This window comes from Actinoplanes sp. TFC3 (assembly GCF_001553785.1).
GTDB lineage: Bacteria > Actinomycetota > Actinomycetes > Mycobacteriales > Micromonosporaceae > Actinoplanes.
The window spans coordinates 5495637-5510738 of record NZ_LOJP01000001.1; the positions used below are offsets into that span (position 1 = coordinate 5495637).

General features: G+C 65.3%; 10 protein-coding genes and 1 pseudogene. 2 read left to right on the forward strand and 9 right to left on the reverse strand.

The genetic code is table 11. From position 1 onward, the window contains the following. Nucleotides 1-78: 78 nt before the first annotated feature. Nucleotides 79-3420: a hypothetical protein gene (locus TFC3_RS24660; protein ID WP_067504399.1), complete on the reverse strand. Its 3342-nt coding sequence runs from the start codon at nt 3418-3420 to the stop codon at nt 79-81. A gap of 2 nt (nt 3421-3422) precedes the next feature. Next, nucleotides 3423-4121 carry a hypothetical protein gene (locus tag TFC3_RS24665; RefSeq protein WP_067504402.1) on the reverse strand — a complete coding sequence of 233 codons (699 nt, stop codon included), beginning with the start codon at nt 4119-4121 and terminating at the stop codon, nt 3423-3425. Between the two features lie 734 nt (nt 4122-4855). On the opposite strand from TFC3_RS24665, the pseudogene TFC3_RS37330 reads away from it, so the two are divergent. Further along, nucleotides 4856-5103 (forward strand): annotated as a pseudogene (locus TFC3_RS37330) (IS5/IS1182 family transposase); the annotation flags it as partial. Between the two features lie 440 nt (nt 5104-5543). Further along, nucleotides 5544-5990, forward strand: a complete 447-nt coding sequence (locus TFC3_RS24670; protein ID WP_067504404.1) for a DUF4231 domain-containing protein — start codon at nt 5544-5546, stop codon at nt 5988-5990. Nucleotides 5991-6065: 75 nt separating this feature from the next. Here TFC3_RS24670 and TFC3_RS24675 read toward each other — a convergent pair whose 3' ends face one another. The 7 genes from TFC3_RS24675 to TFC3_RS24705 form a co-directional block, all read right to left on the reverse strand. Further along, nucleotides 6066-6731, reverse strand: coding sequence for a VWA domain-containing protein (locus TFC3_RS24675; RefSeq protein ID WP_067504409.1), 666 nt, complete (start codon nt 6729-6731; stop codon nt 6066-6068). A gap of 37 nt (nt 6732-6768) precedes the next feature. After that, nucleotides 6769-7869, reverse strand: coding sequence for a hypothetical protein (locus tag TFC3_RS24680; protein WP_161952673.1), 1101 nt, complete (start codon nt 7867-7869; stop codon nt 6769-6771). Next, complete coding sequence (locus TFC3_RS24685) at nt 7866-8996, reverse strand: protein phosphatase 2C domain-containing protein (protein WP_153040375.1); 1131 nt, start codon at nt 8994-8996, stop codon at nt 7866-7868. Before TFC3_RS24685 ends, TFC3_RS24680 begins: the two co-directional genes overlap by 4 nt. After that, nucleotides 8971-10056, reverse strand: a complete 1086-nt coding sequence (locus tag TFC3_RS24690) for a hypothetical protein (protein WP_153040376.1) — start codon at nt 10054-10056, stop codon at nt 8971-8973. The genes TFC3_RS24685 and TFC3_RS24690 overlap by 26 nt, the downstream gene beginning before the upstream one ends. 8 nt (nt 10057-10064) lie before the next feature. Next, nucleotides 10065-12221 (reverse strand): hypothetical protein, encoded by a 2157-nt coding sequence (locus TFC3_RS24695; protein ID WP_067504422.1) that lies wholly within the window; start codon nt 12219-12221, stop codon nt 10065-10067. Next, nucleotides 12218-12982 carry a toll/interleukin-1 receptor domain-containing protein gene (locus tag TFC3_RS24700; protein ID WP_082772281.1) on the reverse strand — a complete coding sequence of 255 codons (765 nt, stop codon included), beginning with the start codon at nt 12980-12982 and terminating at the stop codon, nt 12218-12220. Before TFC3_RS24700 ends, TFC3_RS24695 begins: the two co-directional genes overlap by 4 nt. A gap of 1035 nt (nt 12983-14017) precedes the next feature. Further along, a complete protein-coding gene (locus TFC3_RS24705; protein WP_153040377.1) occupies nt 14018-14728 on the reverse strand; it encodes a TIGR02391 family protein in 711 nt (236 codons plus the stop codon). Between the last annotated feature and the right edge of the window lie 374 nt (nt 14729-15102).

Here is a 15102-nt window from a genome sequence, read left to right on the forward strand (position 1 = left end):
CGCCTCCTGGCCGCTGTGTCCTGAACATCGCGGCCCCGGCCGATAGTCAGGATTGTGTTCTCCCTATCGTGTGACGGTTCAGAGAGGAATCGTGCGCTCGGTTTGCGCGCCTGGCGGCACCAGCAGCTTCACCAGTTCTCGTTTCGATCGCTCGACCGCATTCTCGAACTCCCGGTTGCCCTTCAAGAGGAACTGGCCTAGTTCGATGATCTCGGCGATTCGCCGGGCCAGCATCAGCTTCTCGTCCGGGCTTACGAACGTCGTTTCGGCGAGCCATTCGACGCCCTCGCCGGCGAGGAAGGTGAACGTGTGAGGCGAGTCCCTGCCCTTGATCCGAATGACCTCGTCGAGTGCGGTCACCGCGTCCAGCGCCTCCTGCTGAGACCGTTCGTCGTGCAGGTCTCGCCGGGCGAGCCGCCAGGCGATCAGGCCCCAGGTAGTGCGTACCTTGTAGTCGGTGGCGCCGTTCGTGCAGCCGAGAGCGGTGCGTACGTCGGTGGCCGCTCGGTCGAGCTGCTGCTTCTCCAATTCGTAGGAACCGCGTTGCAGCCAGTAGTGCAGGTCGTCGGCCAGGTAGCTACGCAACTCGTCATAGATCGCTCGCACACTTGCGATCGGGAGGTCACTCTGCACCATCACGCGGTGGTTGATGAGTGCGACCATGACGCGTCTGAACCGGTTGGTCCGGTCCTTGATGTGCCATGCCCGCTCGACGTAGAACAGCATCAGGTCGGTCATCAGTTCTTGCTGGTAGCCGGGCTGTCGGCGGATTCGTTCCGTGAAGATCTGTTCGGCGATTACTCGGTGCCGACTGCGCAGTTGCCCCGTCTCGCTCTGGGTGACCAGCCGCTTGCGCCTCAACTCGTCGATGATCAGTAGTACACCGGCGGCCGGGTCGTCCTCGGACGCCACCTGCACGAGGTCGTTGACCGACAGTGTCAGTGATCGGTCCTCGTACTGCAGTGCGTAGAACAGGCAGACGAACGAGTAGACGCGCTGGCGGGTGGTATCGAGCTGGTCGAATTCGGACAGTACCCGCGGCCCGAGGCGGAAGCCGAAGATGGCTTCATTCATCGCCATCATCAGATCCTGATCTGAAGCTCGTCGGAGTACGTCAATGCGCATCTCGGGAGTCAGCTGATCCTTGAGACGGCCGAGCTTGCCGTTCAACTCAAGCGCCGTGACCAGCGCACCGAGGTCAGCGTCGGTGAGCTGCAAGGGCGAGATGCGGCGGAACCCGGATCCCAGTAGGTCGGACCGAGTGCTACGGATCGTGGCCACCACCAGCGTCTTGCCACCACGGTTCAGGTCGTGCAGCAAGGACGTGGCTCGGGCACCGAAGATGTCGATGTCGTCGACCAGTATCGCGTCGAGGGACAGCTCCTCGGTCTCCCGGACGAGGTCGCGAAGATCGCGGCTGGCGTCGCGATCCAGCCAGCCCACGGACCGGTCATCCTGCATCAGCTCTATGCCGAACTGCATCAGCGCTGTCGATTTGCCAGTGCCCGACCGGTCCTCCAGGATCACGATCGGGAGTTTGTCCGCCGCGGCTGCACTCGCGTCCCACATCTCTTGCACGGTGGACAGCCGGGCGGGGATCCTGTCGCGGATGTCGCCCCAGCTCGGGTCTTGTCCGTACAGGTACTCATCGTCGCCCGGGCGGGCGGACTCGAGTAGCGTGTTGACCAGCTGAATGCCTGAGCCGCGACGAAGTCCTTCGCGCTGGCGGGCGAGCAATTTGGTGCCCGTCTCGAACTCCTCGACGCCCGGCTGGAGATGCTTGCCGATCACATCGGCCAGCGGCGGAGGGAGCTGCTGAACCCCATACTCTCGCAGCCGGAACTGAACGGTTTCATCCTGTCCAGACGCCACGAGGAAGTAGCTCTGTACGCTCTTGCCCCGGGCACTGACCTCGGGCAGCAACGGCAGGCAATAACTGAGGTGGCGGCTGGACACGTCCGCCGCGACGAGTAGCGCTGGATTCGTCAGCAGGTCTGCCTTCAGCTGACGAAGCCACACCTCGCGTGGTGTCCGGGCTGGTGCCGTCAACTCAAAGTCGACGTCGCGCTGGCCGGAGTCGCTGGCGCCGGCCATAAGGATCACCAGTTCCATATGCCCGGACCCTGGGGTGAGGGGTTCATGAGCGGCGTCCACCACGGAGAACTTCCGCCCGCGCTTGTTCCAAGCCTCGGCAGCGAGGCGCAAGACATTGGTGCCGGACAGGTCGTACACCCGGTACCAGGGTCCCCGCAACAGTGCCTCGGCCAGCTTGTTGGGCGGATCCGCGACCGCTTTAAGCGCGGCGGTGCTGTTGTGTAGAAGATCCGGGTCGGTTCGACGGAGGCTTCGGACGAGCTCGGGCAATGGCACGGCTGTTGACGTGTGGGCCTGCTCGGCCAGGATTTCGTGGAAGTCGTCGGCGTTGCTGACCGGCACGTTCCATTCGTTGATTGATCCGGCCTCCGGGCCGGAGGTGACGACCAGGACCAGCCGGCCGCTGCGCAGCGTGCCAGCGAACGCCTTGGTAACTTCGTCGATAGGCGTGGTGGGCGAAGTCGGCTGGGCGGCGGTCGGAGGTTGGTGGGCCTCGATCAGGCTGACATCGCTTCCGGTGCGCGGCGCGCCGTCCGCGCCCAGCACAAGCGTGCCCACATCCCCGCGTACCAGATTCCACCCAGACGACGGGCCGGGCGTCGCCTCACCGGTTATCAGCGTCGTGGGCGAGCCGAGTTCGCCGACCGGGACGGGCACGATCCGAGCGCTCAGCAGCCACGTGGCAACGTCGTGGTTTGCGTAGCTGCCGATCCCGGCGTCGCGGAGGTGGAGCGGCGTCACCGGGTACAAGTTCCAGTCGGTCAGCGGGGCGTCGTGCAGCAACCGGAAGCTGGTATTGATCGTGACGATGCGAAGCTGCCGGTCGCCAGAGCCGATAACCCCGGAGCCGTCGCCCGGGAGCCTGCCCGCGCGCCATGTCGATGGACGGTGCTGGGCCTCGAACCATGACGTGAAGGCGGCATACCGCCGTGCGACCAGGTCCACCAGGTCCCGATCCTCGCCGCGCCAGAAACTCTCTTCGGTGGCATCCCATCCCGACGTGAGCGTCCGGGCCAGCATACTGCTCGCCGGTATGGCTGCTCCGTCGGCCGGGCCGGGCACCGCCACGATCCGGGGCTGTTGCTCGTCACCGTCCAACATGCAATCGAGCGACAGCTCCTGTACGACCCGATCGAGCTCCCTGAAGTCTTCGTCGCTTCCCGTTCGGGTGAGATTACCCAGCAAGACGAGCGCATCCAGACGGCCGCCGGTGGCCGTGAAGCTGGCTATCTTGCGGCGGCCAGCTTCGATTACCTTCGCAGTACTGGCCGAATCGCCGGCAGCGACAGCCGGGCCGCTGATGGCAAGAACGGCGGGGTCGGACATCCTCAGTCCTTCTCGGTGTAGATGGCCGCGACATCCGCTTTCGCGAGGAAGATGCGCACTCCTCTTTCGGAGCCGCACTTCGGCACAGTGACGGCTATAAAAGGGGCGTTGACGGTTCCAAGCGCCACGGCGCCCTTAAGCCGGTCGCTCGAGATCCCGCACAGTCCGGCCACCGATCGCTGCCCGCTGGCGGTCAGGATGAGGGCGCCGTCGGCTTCCTCGTCCTTCTTTCCGCCGAAGAGAGCCAGGACCAGCGTGAGCAGCGTCAGTCCGAGGGCGACGACGCTTACGCCGTTCGCCTGCTTCTGGCGGCTATCGATGCCGCTGCGCTCCGCGTCGGCCTGTGAGATCAGCTTCTCTATGACGCTACCGGCGTCGAGCGAGACCCGCTTTCCCCCGTACGTCCCCTCGACCGGAACGGCGACGGCACGGACGTAGAGGAGAGCGGCTGCTAGCCAAGCGCCCACAGATATACAACCACTGACCTGAGTGAACCACGGACGATCGCCGAGCGCGGTGAACGTGAAGGTGGCGACGAGAGCGCCCGCGAAGATCGTCACGATCGACTGCGCGGCCTGGGCCCGGCTGCGGGCGGCCGTTCCAACGCGGACGCGATCGGAATAGTACGCGTCGATGACTGCGTCCCGGACCTTGGTCTCGGTCGGCTGAACGCCCTGCTCGTTCAGATGTGGATCCGGCAAGTGTCACCCCAGGCATCGAAGCGTGGCCACGACGATACCGTGGGACCGACCGTCCGAGGTCTCCTCGACACGCTGAGCGTCCGCACGGTGACTCACCAGGTCACCACCTGGGCTTGAGCGGGCGGCCAAGACGTCTCGATCCTGAACGGCTAGTTGCAGACCGCGATGCTGGCTCGCCACACGTCGCTCCTGCGGTCGGCAGGTAGTTCCCGCCGGTCTGTCACCCTCGACCACTGGCTAACGATGACAAGAGTCGACAACCTACGCTGCTCGATCACCGCGTTTCCCGGCTTGTCAGTGGTTGTCACCAGTGGCCGCTGACCTGCGAAGATGCCAGATCGAACTAGTCATTGCTCATCACCGATAGTCATCTGTTGTCAGGGGTTTTCGGGGGGTAAACGGGGGGCGCAATCGCGGGTGCTGGGACGACCGCACCGCCGCATAAGCCCTGGTGGCGTCCATCCCGTTGATGGGCCACCGGCACTGCGATGAGCCCGAGTCGTGACCTGTGATGTGCGCCGCCGGGCCGATGGCAGCGCCTGACTTGTCCGCCTCAGACGCCTGGCCTGCATACGATCGTACGGATGTACGGTGATGGGCGTAGCGCAATATTGAGCCATTTTCATCGTGAGGTGGCTGATCACGGCCCGATCGGACCCAGTGTCGACACAGGACGAGGCTTCCGGTAAGACAGCAGACGACCAAGATTTGATGCCCCAACCGGGAGCCTCGCTGTGCTGTCTTACCCTGCCGCGATTCCGCTGTCCACCCGCAGCCTGAACCACCTCGCCGACCTTATCCGTGCCCACCGCGACCGGCGTCGGTCCCAGTGGCGGCGCCTCGCCCCGGCCGGCTGGCCTACGCGATCCTCGACGGCACCTTGATCCCGATCGACTGGGTCGCCGACCAGAAGCCGTACTACTCAGGTAAGCACCGCCGTCACGGCGTGAACGTGCAGGTCAGAGCCAACCCGGCAAGACGTAGCCGGGCCCAGAACGTCGCGCGTTCGCAGTTCGATGACGGTCGCTGCCCTCACCTATAGTGAACCCATGCCGCCGCCGTTCTACACCGCCGACGCCATCGCCCAGACCCGGCTCTGCTTCCCGCTGACGCCGTCCTAGACAATACTTCGACCTGCGCGGCAACCCGTTCCGCTACCTCGTGCTCGTAGCCGAACGTGGCCTCGGCCCAAGCCGCGTCGCCTACCTCGTAGCCACGCCGAACACCTCTCCCCGTGGAACTGCGACCTGATCAACGTCTCCGCCTCCGGCGACCACACCCCCTTACGCCTTCCTCCGCCGCCGGAATTGATCCGGCCCGCTCCTGGCGTCGGACTTCGATCCGCGGGGCTCGCCGGTGGCAGTAGCGAAAGGTGCCGGGCAATCGCGATGATGTGATCAGGCCGAGCGACAGGGGTGATGGATGGAACGCGCTGAGTCCGATCAGAAGGACGCCTCGCGAATCGCAGATGATTCCTATTCGTGGTATCGAACGGCGGCGATTCGATCCCGGCAGCGCCATCGTGCATCCGCCATAGGGCTGCAAGTGCTTGCGGCCGCGATTCCGGTTTCGGCGGCCATCTCGCCCAGGAATGCCGTGGTCCCTGCCGTCCTCGGCGCCGCCATCGTGGTGTTGTCGGGCGTTCGGAGCACCTTCAATTGGCAGGAAAACTATATCCGGTTTAGCGCTGCCCGTGAGGCGGTCGAGGCACTGCGCCGACTGTATCGGATCGGTGCCGCGCCGTATGACGACGTGGCCACCCGGGATGAGGTTCTTGCGTCCCAGGTCACCGAGATCGAGCAGCAGGAAATGGCCGGCTGGCTGAAGATCGTCGCCAATCCTCGGCAGCGGAATACGCAAGAATCGTGACGCCGGAGCCTGCCAGCTGACACCAGTGATCGGAGGCCGGCCGGATCGGATCCTTACCGGATCCGATCCGGCCGGTCACTCGTCCATCATGTAGTCGTCGGGGATGGTATCGAACCCAGGGACCTGTCGAGGAACCCGCAGGCCGTCCGCCCCCGCCGACTGCACCAACGTGTGCAGGAGCGTGTTGAGCATGTTGGTGATGGCAACCTTGTCGTCGACCGCCGCTTTGAAGGCGCGGAGGGTGCCGATGCGGGCCAGTACGGGCTCCACCGCGTTGCCGAAGCCAAACGAAACCGTATGCGGATGGTGCCTCCAGCTCTTGTCGACGAGAGCGTTGAACTGGGCAGCCCAATCGTTGTCGCTGGGTACGCCGTCGGTAAGGATGAAGACCACAGGGCGAAGGACACCGCGGCCGGTGGCGATCAATTTCGGCACGTCTGCTTCGATACTCTGGCGCACCTGCGCGAACATCGCCCCGTAGTTGGTTTTCGCTGTGCAGGCGAGCTTCGGGAGGCGGGTCAGGTCGTCGATGCTCGTCATTTCGAGGACCACGTGCGGCAGGGTATTGAAAGTGATGATCGAGATGTGGGCGAATTCGGCGACCTTTGGGCTGTCCGCAACGTGGGTGACCACCCGCTTGACCGTCTGGTTGAGCAATTCGGTGTGCTTCTCCATCGAACCGGATGTGTCCACGACAAGGTAGACCGGCAGGCACTTCTTTTTTCCGGTGTTGTCACTCACGAATTAAGCCTTGCCTTTCGCGTCAACTCGCAGGAATTTAGAAGACCCAGTGGATAAGGGCGTAGATGCCGAAGATCACGGCGGCCAGGATTAAAAGGCTCACCACGCAACCCAGCGCCATGTTGCCAGCCGTGACGTTTTGCCCGGGAGCGGGTGTGGAACCGTTCGGTGTCGGTGCCGCGGCACGGGCCGGTTCCGATCTGCGCGTGGGACGCTCCCACTCGACCCAGTCCACGACACCGGTGGCGTCCGGATCCCGCGCCGCCGCGGGTGCCGCAGTGGTGCCCGCGAAGGCGGCGGCCAGCTCGGCGAGCGAAGGGCGCGTGTCCCGGCGGTCCGAGACAAGCATTCTTCGCAACGTATCGGGCGCCGGCCCGGACATCACTCTCAGCGCGGCGAACAGGGGCTCGACGTCGCGGATCTTCGTCAGGCACCGGGCGATCAGCAGCGCCGCGCGATAGCGGTCGGTGTAGTTGTCCACCTTCGTGCCGGGCGGCGTCTTTGGATCGTCGAAGTTGGGGGTGATGACGTAACTTCGCGGCCCGAACGAGCATCCGTCGATGTCCAGCAGAAACACCTCGTGGCCGGCCGGCCGCCAGAACGCGTTCGCATAGGACCAGTCGGCGTACACGAGCCCGCGCTCTTCGAAGAGGGCGGCGATCTGAGCGAGAACTGTGCACATCGCCGCCCGGTCCGCCGCTGACTGGGCCGGGATCTTGCGCTGAGCGAGGTAGCTGTCAGGCATGGCCAGCAGGTCGATCTCAAGCGTGGTCAGGCGGTGCGGGGACTCCGTGTCCGTCGGGGAGCGCCAGGCGACCGTGAAGGACTCCGGCGCCCGTGGCAGCAGCACACCCACCGTCCTGCCGTCCTCGGTGACCCGGCTGATCGGCCAGGAGGTCGCGCTCTCGGTCAGGTGCCGCTGGACCCGGGTCAGCCGGGACGGCTCAGCGATCAACCGGTCGAGTGCCGCGTCATCCAGCTGCGTACACACCTGCGGGGTGTACCTCTTGAAGAGAATGCTGGGATGTGCCGGCACAACCCAGACGCCTTCGCACTGGCCTCCGGTTGCCATCGGTGCCGCCGCGAACCGGCCGACTTCTCTAATGTCGACGACCGCGGGGAATCTGGTGACGGTCACTGATCGTCGCTCTCTCTACCGGTCCAGACCACCACGGCAGTCCGATCGTCCTGCTGTCCCGGCGCGTCAAAATCGACGTCGAGGACGAACGAGGTGAGCTGTGGGGGCTCGGCCCACCTATCGCGCAGCCATTGTCCGAACCCGTTCACTTCGGCGAGCGCATCGCTCACGCCGTCGGTCATCACCGCGAAGACGGCTCCCCGGCCGATCGTGAATGTCTTCTGCACGACAGCCTCCGGGTAGTGCGGCAGGAACTCGGAAAGGGTGTTGCCGTCGAACGAAGACTTCGCGGCTCCGATCATCGCCTCCCAGCCGTTGCTGATGCGGTACCAGGCCGCGCAGTCACCGAGACGGCTCAGCCACAGCGTGCGGAGGCCGTCAGGGCGGGGACGAGTGTCGACCACCGCTACGGTCAGCGTCGTGCGGACGTCGTCAGGGGTGAGACCGCGCTGCTCAGCCGACTGGACCAGCGAACTCGCGATCCGCAGGTAGAGATCCGTGACGACGATCTCGTCCGGGTGCCGCCCGGCGTCGAGATGCCGGCGAATCACGGCGACGGCCTGTCCGGTGGCAACCTGAGCTCCCAGTTCGGAACGGGAACTCGCGCCCAGCCCGTCGGCGACCGCGATGACCAGATAGCGGCCGTCGCGATCCTGGGCCAAGCGGTAGGCGTCCTGCCGTGGCGTCGCGGGCGGCTCGCATCGGTGACCGGCGCCGACCACCGAGGCAGCCCGTACGTGCAGGTCACCGACGACGGCTTGGTCCGCGGCCAGGCCGGACGGCCCTGCTGAGCTGTCCGGCAGCCGCCACGGCAGGCCCGCTGCCGGTGAGCCCGCGCCGAACCGCGGCGGCCACGCCACAACCGGTTCCTGCGGCGCGATGGTGTCGGTCGGCACTGCGAGGGTTTGCCGATGGCCCTGTTTCGGCTGTAGCGGTGATGTGGCTGGACCCTTGCCAGGCGCTGGCTGCTTGGGCACGGACGGCCTGCCGCCCGTCGGTTCCATCACCAAGGGACCGAAGCTGCGCCGCACCCAGGAACTTATCCGTTCGGTAAGCTCGCGTGCCGCGCCCGGCCGTTCGCCGCGGTTGCCGGTCGTCACTTCACTGTTCCGCTTCGCCGCGACCACGCTGCGGCCTGAATCCCTGCCACTCCACCACGCCGTCGGAATCGATGCTCTCGCCGGGCACCGCTTCCGAGGCTGCGGGCAGCCCGGCGGCCGGTCGTGATTGCTTGGGCAGATCGACGGGATACCAGGCCGCCGAGGGCTGAGCCGAGCCTGCCGGCCCTTCACCGCCGGAGGTAGTGCCGTCGGCCAGCGACGATCGCAGCATCTGTACGGCCGCGTCCCGCAGCGGCTCCATATCTACGTCCTGCAAGTTTCCGGTTTCCAGCAGCTTGTCGACGACCGCAGCGGCATTGGCAAACTTGCTCTGTCGTCGTTGTTCCAGTTCGGCTTGCTGGTCGCGCATCATCTGCAGCACCGTCAGTGGTTCGTCCGGGTGGCGGCGCAGGAATGCGGTGATCAGCCCGAACTCTCCCTGGATCATGCTCGCCACCGCGGCGTGCCGCTCCCGTTCCAGCTCGTTCTCGTGCCGCAGGAGTTGGGTGTCGAGCACGTGGCCGCGCTGACCGAGCGACAGCTGGCGATCAATGTGCTTGTGCTGCTGCAGATATTGCTTGGTGGCATCGTCGTGCGTCACGTGTGCCGTGATGCTTTCGATCATCACGCCGAGGCCCGGCAGCTCGATCGGCTGCCGGTCGGTGAGCCGATTGCAGCCGTTCTGCACCGAAGTGAAATCCTCAATATCGTAGCGTCGGCTGACTTCCACCATCCGGGCCATGGCACTGCGAACGACCGACGGCTGTATCCGGCCGTCGGCGCGCTGGGAAATGATCTTAGCGGCGTCGGAGACGCGCCACTCGACGACGGCGTTCACCGCAAAGTTGAAGGAGTCGTTGCGGGAGGGAAGGAGGTCCTGGATCGCGACGCTCTGCGGCGCCTCGTCAATCTCGTACATGGTCCGGTAGCGGCCAGAGAGCAGTTCCCAACGCGACAACGGATGGCCGGGACATTCCACTTTGCCGTCGACCGTGGCGTAAACAGTGATCACGCTGAACGGCCGCACCGGCTTCCACAAGGGAAAGCGCGCGACCGGAGTTTCCCTCAGGACTACGGATTGCGACATGGCAGTCCTCACTGGTTGTACGAGAGTTGAGTGCGGCCGCCGCTGGGCGGGTGCTCCACGGCGTCGAGCACCGCGGCGGCGGTGAGCGGTGCGAAGGTCTTGCCCGAGCGGTTTACCCACGACCGGGCGGTGACAGCGATAATTTTGGCGGTGCGAGTGCTGCCGGCCGCCGAAACCGCGAGGAGCTCGACCAGGGCACGACGGCATGTCTCGTCTCCTTCCGCGACATCGGCCCAGATGCCGGCGACCGCCCGGGCCTCCGGCGCGAAGTGCCGGCCGTTGAGGGTGTGGAACCACGCCGACGCGAGCGTATTGCGCACACGATGGTCGATGGCGGAGAGGGAGAGCAGCAGCGGGCCCTCACGTTCGTAGATCAGGTCGGTGCAGAGGTAGAGGAAGACCAGCTCGCCGGCGGCCGTCCGGCGACGGTCATTCATCCAGCGGACCACCAGATCGAGGACGGGGCCGCCCTTACCGTGCTCGGCGTCAACGAGTTCGGCCAGGCTGTAGGAGATCGCGAGGCCTACGTCGGCGTTGGCTGTGACGGCGAGCTGGTCCAGCCGGTCGAGCGCCCGGTCAGGGAAGTCGCCGCCCAGCGCGGCGCCGTAGACTCGGGCCGCTGTCGCCTGCAGCTGCCAGGGCGCATCCGACGCTGCCCATTCGTCGACCAGGGCCAGCACCTGACGCTGCAGCTCCGGCCGGGTGCCGGGTTCCTGCAGCGCATAGGCCGCGAGCTCGCGGCGTTGCTCCGATCTGCTGCGAGCCCACGGAATGATGACCGTGGGCAGGAGCTGCTCGAACGAACGGCCTGCCAGCTCGCCGACACCTGTCGCGGCGCGGATCCGGACCGCTTCGTCCGGATGGCCACCGAGGTCGCGCAGCCACGCCAGCAAGTCGTCGCGGGCGTCGTCGTATTCCTCCGACACCAGCCGCACTATTTTCGGCGGATAGTCGCTGTTGAGGAAGCGGATCGTCTGAGCGGGCATCGCACCCAGCCGGCTTGGCACAGCTGCCCAGGCCAATACGGCGCGCACCGCGTTGATCCGAGTAGTTGTGCTCTCGGCGAACTTGTTGGTCTGCGCCCCGTTAACGGCCGTCGTCCCGTCCAGCAATTTCTTCAGTGACTCGCTGGTGGTCGACACCGTCCGGTACGGAAGACCGCTCAGCAGGGCCAGCGAGATCGCCAGCGCCTTGTGGGAATTGCTCTTCAGGCTGAGGAACCAGCCCTCGACCTCACGTTCGATCGAATGCCGCATGTCGGCCCGGGCGGCTTCGACGTCCGGCCCATCCGGACCCCAGCTTTCGTGCAGCTGCCAGGCTAGCGCGGCGACCCGATCGCATGGGCTGTCCGCAGTAATCTCCTCGGCGAGAAGTGCTTGGACATCGGGCCGCCGGAGTGCTTCTTTGCTGCGCGAGGTGCCCACCAAGTAGGTCAGGCGGGCCGTGAGCATCTGCACCGGCGTGGGGTGCGGGCCGAGTTTCACGACGAACTGGTGGACGTCCGGATCCCGGAAGGTGACCTCGTCGCTGAGCGTGATGACCACCCGGGACCGCGAGTCTAGCTTGCTCTCCAGGTCGGTGAGCAGGTCGGCGGTGAGGGCCTGGGCGACGGCCGGTGCCATCTCCTCGACCAGGTGCGCGGTGCTTGCCTTGACAGTGCGGGTGATCTCCGCCGGGAGCACCGTCTTCTCGTACGCGAGAAACTGCGTGATCCCGGCGTCGGTGCACACCCGTATCGCCGCCGCGGACTTTCCGTAACCGCGCGGGGCCTGAATGATGATGAGCCGCTTGCCCTGCGCGGCCGCCGCGAGTTTCGGATAGGACTCGCCGGTCGCATACCCGTCGCGAGCGAAGTCGACCAGCCGCCGGCTGACCTCGAGCGTGGTCACCGGCCGGGCACCGTCGAAATGGAACTGCTGATAGATCTTCTGGTCGCCGGCGATGACCGTTCCCTCGACGCGAACGTCGCCGTCGACGCCGATGCCGCCGTGCTTGAAGACCTTCCGGGCCGCCCTCAAGTTCTCGTTGGTCTCGGTTGCACGGCCCGGGGTCGCGGCGTTGGTCCGGAGCTCGTCACCGGCGTCGTTGATCGTCCGTGCGGGTGCGTCGTCGCTCGGGGGAGCTGCCGGCTCCACCGGCTGGCCGCCCGCCCCGGGGGCTGTCATCCGGGGCCACCGAATCCGTTGACATCACCGTTGACGTCGCCGCTAATCACCAGCCCATTGAAGGTCGCATTTCCCCCTACCTGAATGCCTCCGCCGGCCTTCTGTTTCTTATCCTTCGAGTTGCGCGATTTTCGCTCGGGAAGCAGTCGCTGCAGGTCGTGAACAAGATGGTTCAGATCGGCCTCGCTGCGGCTGCGGAACTCGACGGCTTGCAGGCCCGAAACCGTGGCCAGGTCACCCGGTACGGCGTGCGCCGTCAACGGCCAAGCCCCGTCGAGGAGCACCGGGATCACCCGGATCGACAACTTGAGGGCTTCCTTGATCTCGCGGCGGACGAAATCGGCAGGGTCGTCCAGGCGGCGGCGAGTGCCGGACTCGTCCATCAGGCTCAGCCAGTCACGGCCGATGACGGCCAGCAGGACAGTGCTTCCGCGCAGCGCTTTCCAGATCTCGTCGGTAAAGACGTCGCCGCCGTGCATGGACCGGCAGTCGCGAAAGACCTGCTTCGCGCCAAATTTCTCGGCGAGCCTGTCGTAGAGCCATCCGGCGGCGTAGCCGGCGTCATCCGTGCGGTAGTTGATGAACACGTCTGCCATCGGCAGCCTTTCGTGGAGACGGGCGCGGGGTGCCACGTGCCTCTCGCCCTGAGTTGCCGAAGGGAGATCGGTGCGATCCCGGACACGGGCACCGATCTCGCCCTCCATGATGGTCGTGGCGGCATCTGCGAGCAACGCGCCCTGCTCGCCCTGTCGGACGGTCAATAGAAGACGTTTTCTGCAGTGGACAGCCGAGTCGTTCGCCAGATCTCCGCGCGAACGAGCCGTTCCGGCTAAAAGTGCACAATGTTATGTACCAGTGACTCAAAGTCAGAATCTAATATCCTTTGTGTAACCACGGCAGGTCTGCGTGCGGCACCCGCGATGTCACCGCCACCTGGATCAGCCTGGCTGCCAGTGACATCGTGTTCGCTAGCGTGGCTCCGCTCATTTTGCGGCTGCTGGACTCCTGATCATGAGACTGACCGGTGCCGACGAAGAAAGCCGTGCCGACGTGCGGCTGGGCCTACCGTCTACCGATTCCCCCGCGCGGCCACCGCATCCGCCTGCCAATATTCAGCGGAGCTGGGTCCACACGTCGCGCTCGCGGTGGGCAGACGATGCCCTCCGTCCACTCGCGCTCGACCACTGCGCAACGATGACAAGAGTCGACAACCTATGCTGCTCGACCATGGCCTTCCCCGGCTTGTCACCGGTCGTCACGAATGATTGCTGACCTGCGCAGATGCAGTTGCTCGTTGATCAATGCTTGTCACCAATCGTTAGCCGTCGGCATGAGTTTTCGGGGGGTAAAACGGGGGGCAAATGGAACGGCTGGGCCGCCGCCGCAACGAACCGTCAGCCCGGCCAGCATTGTGTCTACGGCGTTTGGTCATCGGACTGGCCCTACAGGTCGTCCGTGCCCTGGAATGCGTCAGGGTGGGCGCCGGACGCTCAGCCTTCCGGCTCTGCAGCGCGAAGGCCGCGAACACTTGTGCCTGAGCTTTGTGCAGGTCGGTGGCTGCGACTAGGGACAACCTGCGTCTGTCGTCGATGCCGACCACCGTGACGATGTGGCGAGACTGCTGTAAAGCGCCATCTTCAACTTCTCGCCGTTGCGCAGTCGCCTACCCGCGTTCTGGGCGGCAGCCCAGCAGCTCAGTAGACACCGGATGCCCGCGCAGTCGAAGGGCTCGCGAGGCACGAACTTTGCGGACTAGGCGGCCCCGGTCGGTGCGCGGACCGCATGCGCGTTGCCTGCTATGGACTGGAGGTCCTTCGGGCCTCAACCCGATCCAGGAGGCGCATCAGCAGGTCAGCCAGCAGCACGACCTCCGCCGCGAGAACTGGATCGTCGTAGTTCACCGCTCGGTGCGACGAGGGGTTCTTGAAAGTACCGATGGCTCCGCGGAACAGCGCCATCATCGCCTCCCGCTCGCCCGATTCAGCCTGGGGGTCAGCCAGCGGTCCCGGGCCCTTCGGGTTGAAGGCATTGGCCATCAACGCAACGCCGATCAGTTCGTCGCCGAAGCTACCAAGGGCGCGGACGCGGATCTCCACCTCTCGCAGGGCGGCGAACGCGGCCAGTTCAAACTCGCCGAGCAGGAACTGGCGTCGGATTGTCCAGGCAAGCGACGGGTGCAGGTCAACGTCGAGTCGCTGTCCCGCCTTGAGCCGTGTCAATCCGTGCTGGAGTGCCTCGCGGCCGGCCTGGGTCACTCGACGCGCATTTGGACTGGTGCTTTGAGCAGGGTTAGGACTGATGAGTGCGTGCGCTTCCAGCCATGACCATGCGTCGGCGATACGTTCGGCAACTCCTGGCTGGTTGAACACTGTGTGACTCTGGGCGGCACCCTTGAAGAACGAGTCGACGTTCCAGCCATTGGGGCCGAAGGCTTCGAGCACGAGCATCGCTAGCGCGTCGATGGGCAGATCTAGCAGTTCGTCTCGGGAATGACTCCACAGCTTCACGCCGGAAGCATGTCATCCGCAGTGTCCATCAACGCCGCACACGCCGTGCGTGCTAGAGCGGATCTGTTCACCGAGCAGCGGGGGCCGCTTGTATGGCGGAACGGAGACAGGCGAAGTTGGATAGTCATGCCGGGCGGATCGCCAAGCTGGCGACTCCTCCCGTGGACCCGCGACCAGCGGATTAAGAGTCCGCTCATCTACCTGTCAGGCGCTACCGCGTCGTGTTATCTCACGCGGCCTGATGCCAATTTACGTGCAGGTTCATCGTTTCGCAATACCGGGTGATGCTGTCGGGTGACAACCGGTACCAGGACCGTGGATCACGCATGGATCACGTTGGGCGGGCGCTGCGGCGGGCGGCTTGCCGGTCAGCT

What these genes read in the sequence shown, in the direction of transcription:
- TFC3_RS24660 (WP_067504399.1), bottom strand. Translation starts at nt 3,420, where the DNA reads ATGTCCGACCCCGCCGTTCTTGCCATCAGCGGCCCGGCTGTCGCTGCC.
- TFC3_RS24670 (WP_067504404.1), top strand. Translation starts at nt 5,544, where the DNA reads ATGGAACGCGCTGAGTCCGATCAGAAGGACGCCTCGCGAATCGCAGAT.
- TFC3_RS24690 (WP_153040376.1), bottom strand. Translation starts at nt 10,056, where the DNA reads ATGTCGCAATCCGTAGTCCTGAGGGAAACTCCGGTCGCGCGCTTTCCC.
- TFC3_RS24695 (WP_067504422.1), bottom strand. Translation starts at nt 12,221, where the DNA reads ATGACAGCCCCCGGGGCGGGCGGCCAGCCGGTGGAGCCGGCAGCTCCC.